Origin of the sequence: Raineyella sp. W15-4, assembly GCF_033170155.1 — a bacterium.
Lineage (GTDB): Bacteria > Actinomycetota > Actinomycetes > Propionibacteriales > Propionibacteriaceae > Raineyella.
The window spans coordinates 560,302-575,413 of sequence record NZ_CP137079.1; the positions used below are offsets into that span (position 1 = coordinate 560,302).

Genomic DNA, 15,112 nt, shown 5'->3' on the forward strand with positions numbered 1-15,112 from the left:
CGTGTCCGAAACGGGCCGCTCACCGTGCCGAGGCAGGGGTCGAGACCGGCTGCTCACCGTGTCCGGGGCAGCAGGGTGAGCAGCGTCGCCTCCGGCCGGCAGGCGAATCGGTACGGGGCGAACGGCGAGGTGCCGAGTCCGGCGGAGACGTGCAGGGACGCCGTACGCCCCTGCACGGTGTGGGTCGACAGGCCCTTCACCCGCCGGCGGTCCAAGTCACAGTTGGTCACCAGCGCCCCATACAGGGGCACGCAGACCTGCCCGCCGTGAGTGTGCCCGGCCAGCAGCAGATCCATGCCGTCGGCGGTCATCGCGTCGAGCACCCGGGCATACGGGGCGTGCATCACCCCGATGTGCAGGTCGGCCGCCGGATCGGCCGGCCCGGCCACGGCGGCGTAGTCGTCGCGCCGGATGTGCGGGTCGTCGGTGCCGCGGACCTCGATGTGGTGACCCTGGACGTCCAGGGTGGCCGCAGCGTTGTCCAGGTCCAGCCAGCCCCGGTCGGTGAAGAGGGTTCGCAGCGCCTCGGTGTCGAGCTCCGCGCGTCGGGTGTCGGAGGAGCTGGGGCCCTTGACCAGGTAGTCGAGGGGGTTCTTCAGCGTCGGCCGGTAGTAGTCGTTCGAGCCGAAGACGAACACCCCCGGCTTGTCCAGCAGCCGCCCCAGCGCCGCCTCGAGGTGGTCGAGCGCGGAGTCGGACGACAGGCTGTCGCCGGTGCTGACCACCAGATCGGGCTCCAGCCCGGCGAGCAGCGAGATCCAGGCCTGCTTCTTGCGGTGTGCCGGCAGCAGGTGGATGTCGGACAGGTGCAGGATCCGCAGCGGTGCGGTCCCGGCCCGGAGCAGCCGCCGGTTGAAGCGCCGCAGCCGGAACGCGTTCAGTTCGACGAAGTGTCCGTACGCCACGCAGCCGGCCGCCACGGCGGTGGCGCCGAGGAGCGTACGGCCGGCGATGCGGCCCCCCGCCCGGCCTCCGGGCATGTCAGTTGCCCCCGCTCGGTGTCGGCGTGGGGGAGGCCTGGGTCTGGTTGTCGCCCTGCGGTGCCGGCCCGGCGGAGAAGGTCAGGTAGACGGTGGAGGACTGGGGCGCCTGGTCCTTCGGTGAGACGCCGAGGAAGGTGCCGTACGGCGCGGAGTTGTAGAGGTAGGTCTGGTCGACCTGGAAGCCGGCGGCCTCGAGGGCCTTGCGGGCGTCGTCCGGGGTCATCTGGTCGACCCCCTGGGGCAGGGCGACCATCTGGCCGGGCTGGAACTCCGCCTTCACCTGGCCGAACGAGGTCGCCGGTTTACCCTGCAGCCCCGCGGTCATCGCGGACTTGTAGATCCGGCCGGCGTCGCCCGACCCGGAGCCGGTCAGCACGGTGCCGGAGACCGGCAGCCGGACGCCCTTCAGAGTCTTGGTGTGGGTGTTCCAGTACGAGTTGGTCTTGTCGATGGCGATCATCGAGGCGCCGGCCAGCTCCGGGGTGTACCCGACGAACCACACCGTCTGGTTGCTGTCGGTGGTGCCGGTCTTGCCGGCCTGGTCCTGGTAGCCGTCGACCCGGGCCGGTTTGCCGGTGCCGTTGGCCGACACCCCGGTGAGCACCTTGTTGACCGCCGCGGCGACACCGGCGTCGACGGTGCGCTGGCAGTTCGCGCTCGGGGTGGCCAGCGGCTTGCCGTCGGCGGTGGTCATCGAGCCGATGATCACCGCGTCGCAGTGGATCCCGCCGGAGGCGAAGGTCGCCATCGCCTCGGCCATCGACACCGGCGCGATCTCGGCGACGCCCAGCACGAACGACGGGTTACGGTTCATCAGCTGGACGATGTCGCCGCCGGTGGCCATCTGCACCCCGACCTTCTGGGCCATCTTCGTGGCGTTGCAGATGCCGGTGTCGCGGATCAGCTGGACGTAGTAGGTGTTGACCGACCAGTCGGTGGCGGTTTGCAGATCCATCGACGCGGCCGACCGGGTCGAGTTCGACACCGTCCACGGCTCGCGCAGGACGAACGGCCCACTGCACGAGGTGAAAGTAGTGCCCTGGAAGCTCATCGGGGAGTCGGCCGGGTAGGTCTTGTCGATCGGGATCCCCTTCTCGAACGCGGCCGCCAGGGTGAAGATCTTGAACGTCGACCCCGCCTGGTAGCCCTCGGCGCCGCCCATCGCCTGGGTGGCGTTGTAGTTGTAGAAGGTCTCGCCGGTCCCGTTGCCCATCGACGGGCGGCTCTGCGCCATCGCCTGGATCTCGCCGGTGCCCGGTTTGATCATCACCATCGTGCCGAGGGCCGGGTCCCGATCGGACACCACGCTGGAGACCGACTTCTGGGTGGCCTCCTGCACCCGCGGATCGATGGTGGTGCGGATGGTGAGACCGCCGCGGTTGAGCATCCGCTGGCGGTCCTCGACGGTCTCGCCGAGGGCGGGGGAGTTCAGCAGCTCGTGGCGGGCGTACTCACAGACGAACGGGTAGGGGCTCGAGGCGCAGCCGTTGCGGGTCGCGCTGACCTTGGACGCGTCGAAGTCGGTCGCCTTCGCCTGGTCGACCTGGTCCTTCAGGGTCGGGTCGAGTTCGGCCATCCGGTCCAGCACCACATTGCGACGCTCCAGGGCGGTCTGTGAGTGCAGCCGCGGGTTGTACGCGTCCGGGTTCTGCACCAGACCGGCGAGCATGGCCGCCTGGGCCAGGGTGAGGTCCTTCGCCGACGTGTTGAAATAGTGGTGGGCGGCGGCCTCCACGCCATAGGCTCCGTCACCGTAGTAGGCGATGTTGAGATAGCGCTCCAGGATCTGGTCCTTCGACAGCCGCTTCTCCAGAGCGATCGCGTACCGCATCTCCTGGATCTTGCGGCCGTACGACTTCTCCTGGGCCTGCTTGACGCCCTCTTCGTTGCCGTTCGCCAGCGCGGTCTCGATCTGCACCCCCTTGACATACTGCTGGGTGATCGAGGAACCGCCCTGGGTGGCGCCGCCGGCGCTGTTGCGCAGGAAGGCACGCAGGGTGCCCTGAACGTCGATCGCGCCGTGCTGGTAGAAGCGGTGGTCCTCGATGTCGAGCTGCGCCTGGCGCATCACCGGCGCGATCTCCGACAGCGGCACGTAGACGCGGTTCTCGTCGTAGAAGGTGGCCAATGTGGTGCCGTCCGCCATCAGCAGAGTGGAACGCTCGGCCTGGGGCGGGGTCTCAAGGTTGGCCGGGAGGTCCTGCAGCCCGGCCGCGGCGGCCTTCAGCGTCGACGTGGCGACGCCGACCCCGGGCATGACGAAGCCGGCTGCGAGCACGCCAATCAGGACGCTCACGACCAAGAGGGTCAGGACCGCCTGCGTGCTGCCACCGGGGCGAGGATCTTCCGACACGATCCCGAGCCTACGTGACAGGGGGACTCGACCCAATGGTCCGCGCCGACGGATCGGGGGAAGCGGCACGGACCGCGGGCCTCGCCGGGTCGGCGAACCCGGGGGCTCGGCCCGCTGACGCGATCCGGACGTGATCCGCCGGCGTGGGCCGGACGTGACGAGGCTCTCCCGCGGGGAGCAGAGTACGCCGGGTGAGCCAGGGTGCACCGCGGAACCGCTTCGGGCTACGATGACCGAGTAACACCACCTGGGTGATTGGTCCACTTCACCGGGCGGACGGCAAACAGGCGCCGCCCGTCGCGGGGACCGATCGGCCAGGTGTGGGACACCGGGGATCAGGGGAGATCCTCGGGCGAGCAATGAGCCGCACCGCTCCAACGACGGATCGAAAGGCGGGGTCATCGTGACCGCACTTGTCGGTGAAGACTGGGCAGTACACGCGAACTGCGGGGGCCGTTTCGACGAGCTCTTCGCTGAGGGAGCCGCCCAGCGCAAGGCACGGGGTATCTGCATGGGGTGCCCGGTACGGGTGGAATGCCTGGCCGAGGCCCTGGACAACCGGATCAACTGGGGGATGTGGGGCGGTCTGACCGAGCGCGAGCGCCGCAAGATCCTCCGCGAGAACCCCGAGATCCGGGAGTGGGCCGACATCCTGCGGGCACATGACGGGAAGGTCCCCGGCGCGGCACATCACCCGGCACCCCGGCGGGCGGCCGCGGCGGTCTGACCGTAGGGCGCGCCCGGGCGTACGGCACCGCAGCGCGGGGCGTACGCCACCCCGGAGCAACTCGAACACGGAGCAGCTCGAGCTCAGAGCAGTTCGAGATACTCCAGTTGCGCCTTGACAGTGAGGGCGGCGGCCTGGTGGGTCGGTCCCACCAGGTCCCCGTACACCGCGTCGACCAGCGCCGGCACCGACGTGTGGCCGGCCTGGTAGGCCACCCGGATCTGGTCCAGGCGCTGCTGACGGTGCTCACGGTAGGCGCGGATCCGGGCGATCGGGTCGGTGACGATCGGGCCGTGGCCGGGCATCAGGCGACGGATCCCGTAGAGCTCGGTGAGTCGCTCCATCTTGTCCAGGGTGGCGAGGTAGAGGGCGAGGTTGCCGTCCGGCCAACTGATCTGGGTGGTGCCGCGGCCCAGGATGGTGTCCCCGCAGAACATCACCGGCCCGTCGTCCAGGAACACGATGAAGCCGATCGAGTCACGGGTGTGACCGGGCAGGGTGACGCAGATCACCGCGCTTCCGCCGACCTGGCCGCGTTCGCCGTCCCTCAGCGGATCGGTCATCGCGATGGTGGGGTCGTACGCCCGGATCGGGCAGCCGGTCCATTCGGCCAGCCGCATCGCGCCGCCGACGTGGTCGGCATGCCCGTGGGTGATCCAGATCTCCGAGATGCCGTCGGGGCAGGCTCGCCGGACCCGGTCGAGATGGCCGAAGTCGGAGGGGCCCGGGTCGATCACCACGGCGGGCGTGCCGTCGCGGCCCGGGATGATCCAGGTGTTCGTGCCCTCCAGCGTCATCGCGCCAGGATTGGGCACCAGGATGCGCTGGGGCTCGGTCACGGTGGATCCTCCTCGCGCCGGGTGTCGGCGCGGTCGTCAGGCGAGGGTGACGGTCAGTTCGACCTCGACGGGAGCGTCGAGCGGGAGTACGGCCACGCCGACGGCACTGCGGACGTGCCGGCCGGCCGCGCCGAAGACGGCGCCGAGCAGCTCACTGGCTCCGTTGGCGACCCCGGCCTGGCCGGTGAACCCGGGGTCGCTGGCGACGTACACGCAGACCCGGGAGATCCCGGCGATGGCGTCGAGGCCGCCGGCGGCGTCCGCGGCGGCGGCCAGGGCGTTGAGGGCGGCGGTCCGGGCCAGGTCGTGGCCCTGTTCCGGGGTGACCCCCGCGCCGAGCTTGCCGGTCAGCGGCAGGGCGCCGGCGACCAGCGGCAGCTGGCCGGAGGTGGTCACCCGGGAGCCCTCGCGCCGCGCCGGGACGTACGCCCCGACCGGGGTCGCGACGGCGGGCAGGGTGAGGCCGAGCTCGGCCAGTCGGCTGGTCGGGGTCACTTGGTGTCCTCCAGCGGCCGCTTGAGGTAGGCGACCAGGCTCTCCGGGTTGGGACCGGGGACGACCTGGACCAGTTCCCAGCCGTCGACGCCCCAGTTGTCGAGGATCTGCTTGGTCGCGTGTGTCAGCACCGGGACGGTCACGTACTCCCACTTGGTCATGGCGTCAGACTAGCGGGCGCGCCGGGAGATCCGGTCCACGTCGAGGATGGTGACGGAGCGCGGCTCCAGTCGGATCCAGCCGCGGGCGGCGAAGTCGGCCAGCGCCTTGTTCACCGTCTCCCGGGAGGCGCCGACCAGCTGGGCCAGTTCCTCCTGGGTCAGGTCGTGGTGCACCAGGATGCCCTCGGGGCGCTGCTCGCCGAACCGGCCGGACAGGTCCACCAAGGCCTTGGCGACTCGGCCCGGCACGTCGGAGAAGACCAGGTCACTGACCGAGTCGTTGGCGTGCCGCAGCCGTCGGGCCAGCTGGGCCATGATGCCCTGGGCCACCTGCGGATAGTCCTTCAGCCACTTGACCAGATCGTCGTGCTCCAGACAGCGCAGTTCCGCGGCGGTGACCGCGGTCGCCGTGGTCGATCGCGGCCCGGGGTCGAAGACGGACAGTTCGCCGAACATCTGCCCCGGTCCGAGCACCTCCATCAGGTTCTCCCTGCCGGTCGCGCCGGTGCGGCCGAGCTTGATCTTGCCCGACACGACGATGTAGAGCTGGTTGCCGCTGTCGCCCTCGTGGAAGAGGACGGCTCCCCGGCTCAGGCGGATGCTGGACATCGAGTGGGCCAGGGCGTTGGTCGCCTCGCGGTCCAGCCCCCGGAAGAGGGGTGCCTGCTTGAGCACGTCCGGATCCACTTTTCCTCCTGCACTGGCCGTGGTTACGGCCCTAGACTAGCCGTTCGGCGTGAGCGTGTCGCACCGGACGAGGCCCCTGTCACATCGAGCCGTCGCGAACGGCGACCCCGGGAACGCCCCGGGCGGCTACCCTGCTGGGGTGACGGCGCGTGACGCTCGCGAGGGGCGGGAGACCAGGACGGCGCTGGTCCGGCGTGCCCGCCGGATCGACCGGATCCTCGCCCAGACCTATCCCGACGCCCGGGCGGAGCTGGACTTCGGCTCGCCCTGGCAGCTGCTGGTGGCGACCATCCTGTCCGCCCAGACCACCGACGTACGGGTCAACTCCGTCACGCCGGAGCTGTTCCGCCGCTGGCCTGATCCCGCGGCATTGGCCGGCGCCGACCGTACGGAGCTGGAGGAGGTGCTGCGTCCGCTCGGCTTCTACCGGGCCAAGAGCGAGGCGCTGCTGCAGCTGGGCCGTCGGCTGTTGGACGACTTCGGTGGTGTGGTGCCACGGACGCTGCCGGAGCTGGTCACTCTGCCCGGGGTGGGCCGCAAGACCGCCAACGTCGTGCTCGGCAACGCCTTCGGCATCCCCGGGATCACCGTGGACACCCACTTCGGGCGGCTCGCCCGGCGGTTCGGCTGGACCACCCAGACCGATCCGGACAAGGTCGAGGCCGAGGTCGGGGCGCTGTTCCCGCCGGCGGACTGGGTGATGCTCTGCCACCACCTGATCTGGCACGGCCGGCGCCGCTGCCACGCCCGCCGCCCGGCGTGTGGGGCCTGTCCGGTGGCTGCGCTGTGCCCGGCGTACGGCGAGGGGGAGACCGACCCGGTGAAGGCTGCGGCGCTGGTCCGGGAACCGCGCCGATGAGGTCGATCGGTCGCGGCGGACGGACTGCGGCGTGGCGCCGGGCGCTGCCGGCTGTTGTCGTGGGGTGGCTTCTGCTGGTGACGGGGTGCGCCGCCACCCAGCCGGTGCAGCCGGTCGCCCCGTCGTCCGGCAGCGCCGCCGCGTCGGCAGGCGCCGACGGATCCGCCAGTCCCTCAAGTCCGCCCCCCGACCTGGTCGGTCGACGTGAATCACTGGGCATCGCGCCGTGCCCGGCGCCGACCGCAGGCGGCGCTGCGGTCGCCAGCACCGCCGGAGCCGATCAGTTGCCGTCCCTCCTGCAGACCTGCCTGGACGGCTCGGGCTCAGTGGACCTGTCAGCGCTGCGGGGCACCCCGATGGTGGTCAACCTCTGGGCCACCTGGTGCGGTCCCTGTCGGACCGAGGCGCCGTTCCTCGCCGAGGCGTCGCAGCAGTCCGGGGGATCGGTGCGGTTCGTCGGGGTGGACGTGGCGGACCCCGATCCCGCCGCCGCGCTGGAGTTCGCGGCCGGCCAGGGGTGGACGTACGCCCAGGTGGCGGACCCTGACCGCGCATTCGCGGGGCGGATCGGCGTGGTGGGGATCCCGCAGACGCTGTTCGTCGACGCCGACGGGCGGATCGTGTATCGGCACGCCGGGGCGCTCACCTCCGCTGACCAGCTGCGGGGACTGCTGCGCGACCAGCTGGCCATCGGCTGAGTGGTGATCTGTGACCGGCACCGCGGTTGTGAAAGGATAGACGGACTGCCCGCGGGGGAGGGGAGAGCTCGATGGTGGCCGGGTACCGCGCGGTGCTGCACCTGGATGTCGACAGCGACGCCACGGCCGTTGCCGACGTGCAGTTCCGAGCCTGGGTGGACAAACTGTCCCGAGATCGTCGCAAAACGGTCGGGAGGATCGAGTGGGACCGATCTGGCGTCTACGTCCTCGGTCCGCACTCCACGTTGACCGTCGTGGAGGACCACGCCGTCGGCGGGGTGCATTCCCTCCTTCTCGAGTACGTCGAGAGCAATGATGCCGGTGTCTGGACCACGCGCTTGTGTGCATCCGCGGACCCGTTCGATGCCCGGCAGATGCTGGTGTTCGAGGGAGATGGCGTCGGGCCCGACGGCGAGCCCGCCGAGCCTGCTACGGCTCGACTCGTTCGGGACACCTTGCGGGCAGTCGCGGCGACTGACGGCGCGGTTCCGGTCTTTTCCGACCCGGTGGCCCTCGAACCGGCCGAGGCGGACTGGCTCGCCGACATCATCGAGAGCGACCGCCGCGTCACGTGCATCGCCCTCGCGCCAGTCGTCCCAGGGGTCCCGATCGAGCGTTGGCGTGCCATCATCAACTCCTTGACGCGGGACTCGTGGGGATGTGCCTCCTTCTTCGTCCTCGACCAGGAGGCGACCCGGGTCATCGCGTCCCGGCTGGGGGTCGCGGGCCTGGCACGCCCAGGCTCGCTGCGTCTTCTCACCCCGCCGGCTGGTGCGGGCTCGTGGGGCGACGACCGTCGGCATCCGGTTTTCGGCGTCGACGTTCTCTCACGTGAACTGGGGGAGAACGGGCGCTTTTCGGAGGACCTTGTCCGGAGGGTGAGCGAGGTGCCCCGCCGGTACAGTCGCGAAGTCGGCCTGCCGCATGGGCTGGCGGTGACGTTCGATTCGCTCCGTCGTGAGCGTGACCGGCTCACCTACACCCCGCTGTCCTGAGGGGGACAGTCATGGCCCGTCAACCAGGTGGCGCAACGCCGGTGAACGAGTACGGGTACCGCGGTGCCGGAAGCAAACACACACACGCGCCTCCCAAGACCCGGGTGCTGGTGAGGCTGTTCGACGGCGACGCCTTCGTCGACCGCTTCCTGCGGACCGAAGGCGGGTTTCACTACTTCGCCAACCATCCTCGGGTGAAGTCTCGACTCGTCTATCAGCTCACCATCCTGACCAAGAGCAAGCAGGCCGCTCGCGGGATCGTGGTGGGGGGCACCGACCAGGCACCCGGCACCCACGGCCACACGGTCGGTGGTGAGGATCGCGCAGTCGGGCCGTCGAAGCGACAGGAAGCAGAGACCCAGCCCGCCGTCCCGTTCGATCTGTTCGCCCAGGAGTTCGCGACGTGGACGCCCTGGCCCGCCTTCGGGCGTCCACGAGACATGCTCCTGAGGCCGGTCAGGCGCTACCAGGACGCGTATGCCGCCGCACTGAGCGCTGTACTCAGGGGTGTGTCGTCGGCCCGGCTGAAACGTCGGTACGCCGGCGCCGGCGAAGATCTCACCGACTACGCGGGATCCGGGCTCGCGGACACCCATATCCGCGCAGTGGAAGCGGCCGGTGAGGGACTGCCCGATCGCTACGTCGCGGTGCGTGAGTTCGCGTGGATCCATCTCATGCTGACCGCCCTGCCGTTCTGGCAGCGCATCCTGGAGGGGCGTGACCTCAGCCCGCAGCAGATCACCGGACTCCAGTTCTGGCGCGCCATGGAGGCCATGGTGATGATGCAGGCGCGCGAGAACAACCCGAAGATGTACGCCGGGCCGTACGCGGCGACCGAGCATGCCAAGGGGTTCCGCCGCTTCCAGGGCGAGAGCCTCGCAGAGTACGACCTGATGATCCTGCTGCTCGAGCTGGCCAAGACCCGACCATGGCTCGACATTCTCCCGGCGCCCGCCCACTTCACTCGCGGTCCGAACGGCTCGGCGGTCGTTCTCCTTGATCGAGAACGACGCGAGGTCGTCGCGGTGCGCGTTCGGGCGGACGATGGTCAGGTGGACTTCGATTCGCCCGACCGGCCCGGCCCGGCCGGCTCCGACACCGGCATGGTCGTGGTGGTCGACTCAGCACTCGATCTCGGCAATATCGTTCGCCTGAGGTTGCCCGGCGACGGCGCCACTGTCGGAGCGCGGGCCTGGCCCGGCGTCGTGGCCGCCCAACGCCTCGCGGAACACAGGAAGTACGGAGACGACCTTCGGCACGTGCCTAACCCACCTCAGCTTCTGCACTTCGTCAAGACTGCGCGCCGGCTCACCGAGGAACGTGCCGGCACCATCGATCTTGCGTTGGAGACGCTCCGCACCAGCATCCTGGGCCGGTTCGCCCGGGAACGCGAGACGAGCGAACCCTCCCTCGACGGCGCCGCGCCGCCCCGGGCCCGCACGTCGTCCACGTGACACTGTCGCGGCCTGAGCCGCGCGGACGGAGGACTGCGTACAGTGGCGGTCATGCCGGAGCAGATTCCCGACGTCGAGGGACCGGATTTCCTCGACGATGCGTCAGACAGTCCGGAACGTCCCCGGCCGCTCACCGGGTACCCGCGTGACCTCGGCGAGCGGGACGTGGAACTCGACGAGCGGCCCGCCGCCCGGCAGCCGATCCCGTCGGTGCTGCGTACGCTCCGGGTGACGTTGGGTGCGCCGGAGACCCAGCAGCGGGTGCTGATCGACCGGGCGCCGCAGGGCGGCCGCCGGGCTGCGGTGCTCGCCCTGTTCGACACCCGGCCGCCGGCGCCCCGGCTGCTGTTCGTGGAGAAGTCGGCGCACCTGCGCCGTCATGCCGGCCAGATCGCATTCCCCGGCGGATCCTGGGCCGAGGGCGACGAGGGGCCGGTCGGCACCGCGCAGCGGGAGGCCGGGGAGGAAGCCGCTGTCCGTCCCGACTCGTTCCGGGTGCTCGGCGTGCTGCCCACCGCCCATGTCTCGGCCAGCGGCTTCGACGTCGCCACCGTGGTCGCCTGGTGGCACACCCCGCACCCGGTCGAGGTCAACGACCCCGGGGAGATCGCCGCGCTGCACCAGATCGAGGTGCGTCGACTGGTCGACCCGGCCAACCGGGCCACGGTGCGCTACCCCGGCGGCCGGCGCGGGCCGGCGTTCCTGATCGACGACCTTTTCATCTGGGGGCTGACCGCCCACCTGGTCGACGCGCTCATCGACCTGGCCGGCTGGACCGTCCCCTGGGACCACGACCGGATCCGCCCGGTCCCGCTGCGCTTCGGCCGGGACCACGACCCGGCCCGCTGAGGGGAAAGCCCGCTCGTCCGCCCGCTCAGCAGTCAGAGGGTGTCGGCGCCCACCCAGGTCTCGACCGACTTCTGCTGCCGACGTGCCGCGGCGTCCGCCTCCGCCTGTTCCCGGCCACGGACCAGGGCGGCCTTGGCGGAGTCCACCGTCGTCGTCGCCTGCTCGATCGCCGCGGCCGGTGCCATCCCGTTGCGGGTCGCCCGCCGGACCCGACTCAGGCCGATCAGCGCGGTGACGGCTGCGAGGATGAGGAAGGCCCCACCGATGGTCAGGAAGCCCCAGGCCGGCCCGGCGGAGAACTCGCCGCCGGAGTAGGCCACCGCCAGGCCGAATCCGGCGGCGGTCATCAGGTGGGTGAGGGCGAAGACGGCCATCACCCCTGCCGCGGCGAACAGCCCGCCACCGATCCCGAGGTTCTTCGCCTTGGGCATGATCTCCGCCTTGGCGAGGTCGATCTCGCCCCTGACGATGGTCTTCACATCGTCGGTGATGTTCTTCAGGAGGTCGCTGATCTGTTCGGCCATGGGGTAGCTCCTGCGTGCTGGGGCGGACGGGCGAGGTGGTACGGGCGGGCGGCGGACCGACGACACCGGCCGACACGCCGTCGGATCGGCTCGACGACGCGGCGGTGGACGGCGGAGCGCCGGTCCTCGGCGTCCCTGGTCCATGAGCGTAGTGCCTCGTGAGTGTCGTTTGCGCGTTCTGGAAGAATGGCCGCGACCACGGGAGGGGAATCACATGGGCCGACTGGCCGGGTTGAGCATGCGAAACAGGGCCCTGGTCGCTCTGGTCACGGTCTTCGTCCTGATCTTCGGTGTGGTCAGCACCGGCTCGCTGCGCCAGGAGCTGATCCCGCGGATCTCGGTGCCGGTGGCCGTCGTCTACGCCTCCTACCCCGGGGCGTCGCCCGCAGTGGTCGAACAACGGGTGACGATCCCGATCGAACAGGCCGTCGCGTCGCTGCAGGGGCTGGACACGAGTTCCTCGGTGTCCACCGCCGGGTCCGCCACGGTGACCCTGCAGATGCGCTACGGGTCGAACATGTCCTCGGTCCAGCAGGACGCCAAGGCGGCGATCTCGCGGATCGAGGGGGTGTTGCCGGATGGGGTCACCACCCAGGTGTTCACCGGCAGCATCGACGACGTCCCGGTGCTTCAACTCGCCGTCGCCGACGACACCACCGCCGGACAGCTGGCCGAGCGGGTCCGGACACTGGTCGTGCCGGAGCTGGAGAAGGTCGACGGCGTCCGCGCGGTGAGCGTCGCCGGCGCCCCCGTCCCCCAGGTGCTGGTTGCGGTCGACGACAAGAAGCTGTCGGACAAGGGCGTTACCGTCGCCCAGGTGCAGCAGGCGATCGGGACCTCCGGCACCCCGGCCGCGGGCGGTGCGCTGCGCGACGGCAACCAGGACCTCACCGTCACGGTGGGGGAGCGGTACGTGACCGCGGCCGATGTCGCGGCGGTCACCCTGACCAGCGCGACCGGGCAGGCCGTACGCATCGACCAGGTCGCCACGGTCACCGACCGGGAGGCGGCGGCCACCTCGCTGGCCCGGACCAATGGCCGGGAGAGCCTGTCGCTGTCGGTCACCAAGACCCCGGACGGCAACAGTGTCGCCATCTCAGGCCAGATCCGCGACAAGCTGGCCGGGCTGGACGCCGCGCTGGGCCATGGTGCGCACACCACCGTGGTGTTCGACCAGGCGCCGTTCATCTCCGAATCGATCCACAACCTGCTCGTCGAGGGCGGCCTGGGCCTGCTGATGGCGGTCGTCGTCATCCTGCTGTTCCTCGCCTCGATCCGGCCCACGCTGGTGACCGCGGTGTCGATCCCGGTGTCGGTGCTGATGGCGCTGATCGGGATGGGGTCGGCCGGCTACTCGCTGAACATGCTCACCCTCGGCGCCCTGACCATGGCCATCGGCCGGGTGGTGGACGACTCGATCGTGGTGATCGAGAACATCCAGCGCCATCTGGGTGAGGGACAACGCCGGACCGACGCCGTGCTCACCGGTGTCCGGGAGGTCGCCACGGCGATCACCGCGTCGACGCTCACCACGGTGGCGGTCTTCCTGCCGCTGGCACTGGTCGGCGGGCAGGTCGGCGAGCTGTTCCGCCCGTTCGCCATCACCAGCTCGCTCGCCCTGCTGTCGTCCCTGCTGGTGGCGCTGACCATCGTGCCGGTGCTGGCGTACTGGTTCCTGCCGGAGCGCTCCCGCAGCCACGTCACCGCCCTGGACGACGCCACCGGCCGGCCGCGGCGTACGCCGATGCAGCGGCTCTACCTGCCCTCGCTGACCGCCGCGGTCCGTCACCCCTGGGTGACCGTGCTCGTCGCGGTCGTCCTGCTCGGCCTCTCCGGCGTCATGGTGCCGCGGCTGCAGACCGACTTCCTCGGCGACACCGGCCAGAACACCCTGACCGTGACGCAGAAGTTCCGGCCGGCGCTGTCCCTGGCCGAGCAGGACCGCCAGGCCGGCATCGTGGAGGCGGCGCTCCGCGGCGTCACCGGTGTCGAGACGGTGCAGACCACTATCGGTGGTGCCGGGGCGGAGGCGATGTTCACCGGCGGCGGGTCCGACCAGGCGACCTTCTCGGTCACCACCGACCCGGCGGCCGACCAGGTGGCGGTGCAACAGCGGGTCCGCGACGCGGTCGACCCGCTGCAGGATGTCGGGGAGGTGGCGGTGGCCGCGCAGGCCGGCTACGGCACCAGCACCATCGATGTCAAGGTGTCCGCTCCCGACACCGAGCGGCTGCGAATGGCCACCACCGCCGTCCACGAGGCGCTGACCGGTGTCGACGGATCGGCCGGGGTCACCGACACGCTCGCCGCGGACCGGCCCACCGTGGTGGTGGATCTGGATCGTACGAAGGCGGCCGAGAAGGGCGTCGACGAACGGACCGTCGCGGCGACCGTCAAGGCCGCCCTGGCACCCCAGCAGGTGGCCCAGGTCGAGACCGACGGGGTCACCAAGGACGTGATGATCAGCGTCCGTGACGCGCCCGTCGGGCTCGACGCGCTGCGCGACCTCCAGGTGCCGGCGACGGTGGTCAAGACGCCGTCGGCGGCGCCCTCTGCCTCCGCCTCGGCCTCCGCCGGCGCCGGCACGGCCGCGGCTTCCCAGGCAGCCGCCGCGGCGGCGGTGCCGACGACAGTGCATCTGCGGGACATCGCCGACGTACGCCAGGCCGACGTGGCCACCTCCATCGCCCGGGATCAGGGACGGCGCAGCGCGACCGTGTCCGTCGCCCCGGCCGGGGCCGACCTGGGCGCCGTCACCCGGGCGGTCACCGCGACGATCGCCACGGTGAGCGTGCCGGCCGGCGTCACCGTCACCGTCGGCGGTGTCAGCGCCGACCAGCAGAAGGCCTTCAGCCAGCTGGGCCTCGCGCTGCTGGTGGCCGTCGCGATCGTGTACGTGGTGATGGTGGCCACCTTCAAGTCGCTCATCCAGCCGCTGATCCTGCTGGTGTCCATCCCCTTCGCGGCGATCGGCGCGGTCGCGGCGCTGGTCGTGACGAACACCCCGCTCGGGGTGCCGTCGATGATCGGTGCGTTGATGCTGGTCGGCATCGTGGTGACCAACGCGATCGTGCTCATCGACCTGATCAACCAGTACCGGGATCGCGGCCGCGCGATCGACGACGCGGTCCGCGAGGGGGCCCGGCACCGGTTGCGACCGATCGTGATGACCGCGCTCGCGACGATCCTCGCGATGGCGCCGATGGGGCTCGGCCTCAGTGGTGGCGGCGTGTTCATCTCCAAGCCCCTGGCGATCGTCGTGATCGGTGGCCTGGTCTCGTCGACGCTGCTCACCCTGATCCTCGTGCCGGTGCTCTACACGATGGTCGAACGGGTCGGCGAGAGCCGGGCGGTCCGTCACGAGAGCCGGCTGGCTCGCCGGCTCCAGCCGGTCCCGGTGGAGGCGTTCGGCGACCCCGATCCCCGGGCCGACCCGGACCGCCCCCGGCGGGGGATCACCGACGAACCCGCCACCGGGATCTGACCGG

The 15,112-nt window shown here is 70.8% G+C and carries 14 protein-coding genes; 7 read left to right on the plus strand and 7 right to left on the minus strand.

The window, feature by feature from the left end:
• Positions 1-53: 53 nt before the first annotated feature.
• Together R0145_RS02530 and R0145_RS02535 are read right to left on the minus strand one after the other, a co-directional pair.
• On the minus strand, positions 54-980 hold the full coding sequence (locus R0145_RS02530) for a metallophosphoesterase (RefSeq protein WP_317838861.1): 927 nt from the start codon (positions 978-980) through the stop codon (positions 54-56).
• A 1-nt stretch (position 981) separates the two neighbouring features.
• Positions 982-3,279: a transglycosylase domain-containing protein gene (locus tag R0145_RS02535; RefSeq protein WP_317838862.1), complete on the minus strand. Its 2,298-nt coding sequence runs from the start codon at positions 3,277-3,279 to the stop codon at positions 982-984.
• A 460-nt stretch (positions 3,280-3,739) separates the two neighbouring features.
• Here R0145_RS02535 and R0145_RS02540 point away from each other — a divergent pair, with 460 nt between their 5' ends.
• Positions 3,740-4,063, plus strand: a complete 324-nt coding sequence (locus R0145_RS02540; protein WP_317838863.1) for a WhiB family transcriptional regulator — start codon at positions 3,740-3,742, stop codon at positions 4,061-4,063.
• 83 nt (positions 4,064-4,146) lie between these two features.
• On the opposite strand, the gene R0145_RS02545 is transcribed toward R0145_RS02540, so the two are convergent.
• The 4 genes from R0145_RS02545 to R0145_RS02560 are packed head-to-tail and all read right to left on the minus strand — an operon-like array spanning position 4,147 to position 6,245.
• Entirely contained in the window at positions 4,147-4,902 is a 756-nt protein-coding gene (locus tag R0145_RS02545; protein ID WP_317838864.1) for an MBL fold metallo-hydrolase, read from the minus strand.
• A 36-nt stretch (positions 4,903-4,938) separates the two neighbouring features.
• Positions 4,939-5,397, minus strand: a complete 459-nt coding sequence (locus R0145_RS02550; RefSeq protein ID WP_317838865.1) for a RidA family protein — start codon at positions 5,395-5,397, stop codon at positions 4,939-4,941.
• Positions 5,394-5,558, minus strand: coding sequence for a hypothetical protein (locus tag R0145_RS02555; protein ID WP_317838866.1), 165 nt, complete (start codon positions 5,556-5,558; stop codon positions 5,394-5,396). The genes R0145_RS02550 and R0145_RS02555 overlap by 4 nt, the downstream gene beginning before the upstream one ends.
• 9 nt (positions 5,559-5,567) lie before the next feature.
• Complete coding sequence (locus R0145_RS02560) at positions 5,568-6,245, minus strand: Crp/Fnr family transcriptional regulator (protein WP_317838867.1); 678 nt, start codon at positions 6,243-6,245, stop codon at positions 5,568-5,570.
• A gap of 139 nt (positions 6,246-6,384) precedes the next feature.
• Between R0145_RS02560 and nth the strand changes: the two genes are divergently transcribed.
• The 5 genes from nth (at position 6,385) to R0145_RS02585 (ending at position 11,100) form a co-directional block, all read left to right on the plus strand.
• Positions 6,385-7,104 (plus strand): endonuclease III, encoded by a 720-nt coding sequence (gene nth / locus R0145_RS02565; RefSeq protein ID WP_317838868.1) that lies wholly within the window; start codon positions 6,385-6,387, stop codon positions 7,102-7,104.
• Positions 7,105-7,388: 284 nt separating this feature from the next.
• Entirely contained in the window at positions 7,389-7,802 is a 414-nt protein-coding gene (locus R0145_RS02570) for a TlpA disulfide reductase family protein (protein ID WP_317838869.1), read from the plus strand.
• A gap of 71 nt (positions 7,803-7,873) precedes the next feature.
• Positions 7,874-8,797: a hypothetical protein gene (locus R0145_RS02575; protein WP_317838870.1), complete on the plus strand. Its 924-nt coding sequence runs from the start codon at positions 7,874-7,876 to the stop codon at positions 8,795-8,797.
• Between the two features lie 110 nt (positions 8,798-8,907).
• The gene (locus R0145_RS02580) at positions 8,908-10,251 is read left to right on the plus strand and encodes a hypothetical protein (protein ID WP_317838871.1); all 1,344 of its coding nucleotides are present in this window, start codon (positions 8,908-8,910) and stop codon (positions 10,249-10,251) included.
• A gap of 51 nt (positions 10,252-10,302) precedes the next feature.
• Positions 10,303-11,100: a CoA pyrophosphatase gene (locus R0145_RS02585; RefSeq protein WP_317838872.1), complete on the plus strand. Its 798-nt coding sequence runs from the start codon at positions 10,303-10,305 to the stop codon at positions 11,098-11,100.
• A gap of 32 nt (positions 11,101-11,132) precedes the next feature.
• Here R0145_RS02585 and R0145_RS02590 read toward each other — a convergent pair whose 3' ends face one another.
• Positions 11,133-11,624, minus strand: a complete 492-nt coding sequence (locus tag R0145_RS02590) for a phage holin family protein (RefSeq protein WP_317838873.1) — start codon at positions 11,622-11,624, stop codon at positions 11,133-11,135.
• 238 nt (positions 11,625-11,862) lie between these two features.
• On the opposite strand from R0145_RS02590, the gene R0145_RS02595 reads away from it, so the two are divergent.
• Positions 11,863-15,108 (plus strand): efflux RND transporter permease subunit, encoded by a 3,246-nt coding sequence (locus R0145_RS02595; protein ID WP_317838874.1) that lies wholly within the window; start codon positions 11,863-11,865, stop codon positions 15,106-15,108.
• The last annotated feature ends 4 nt before the right edge of the window (positions 15,109-15,112 follow it).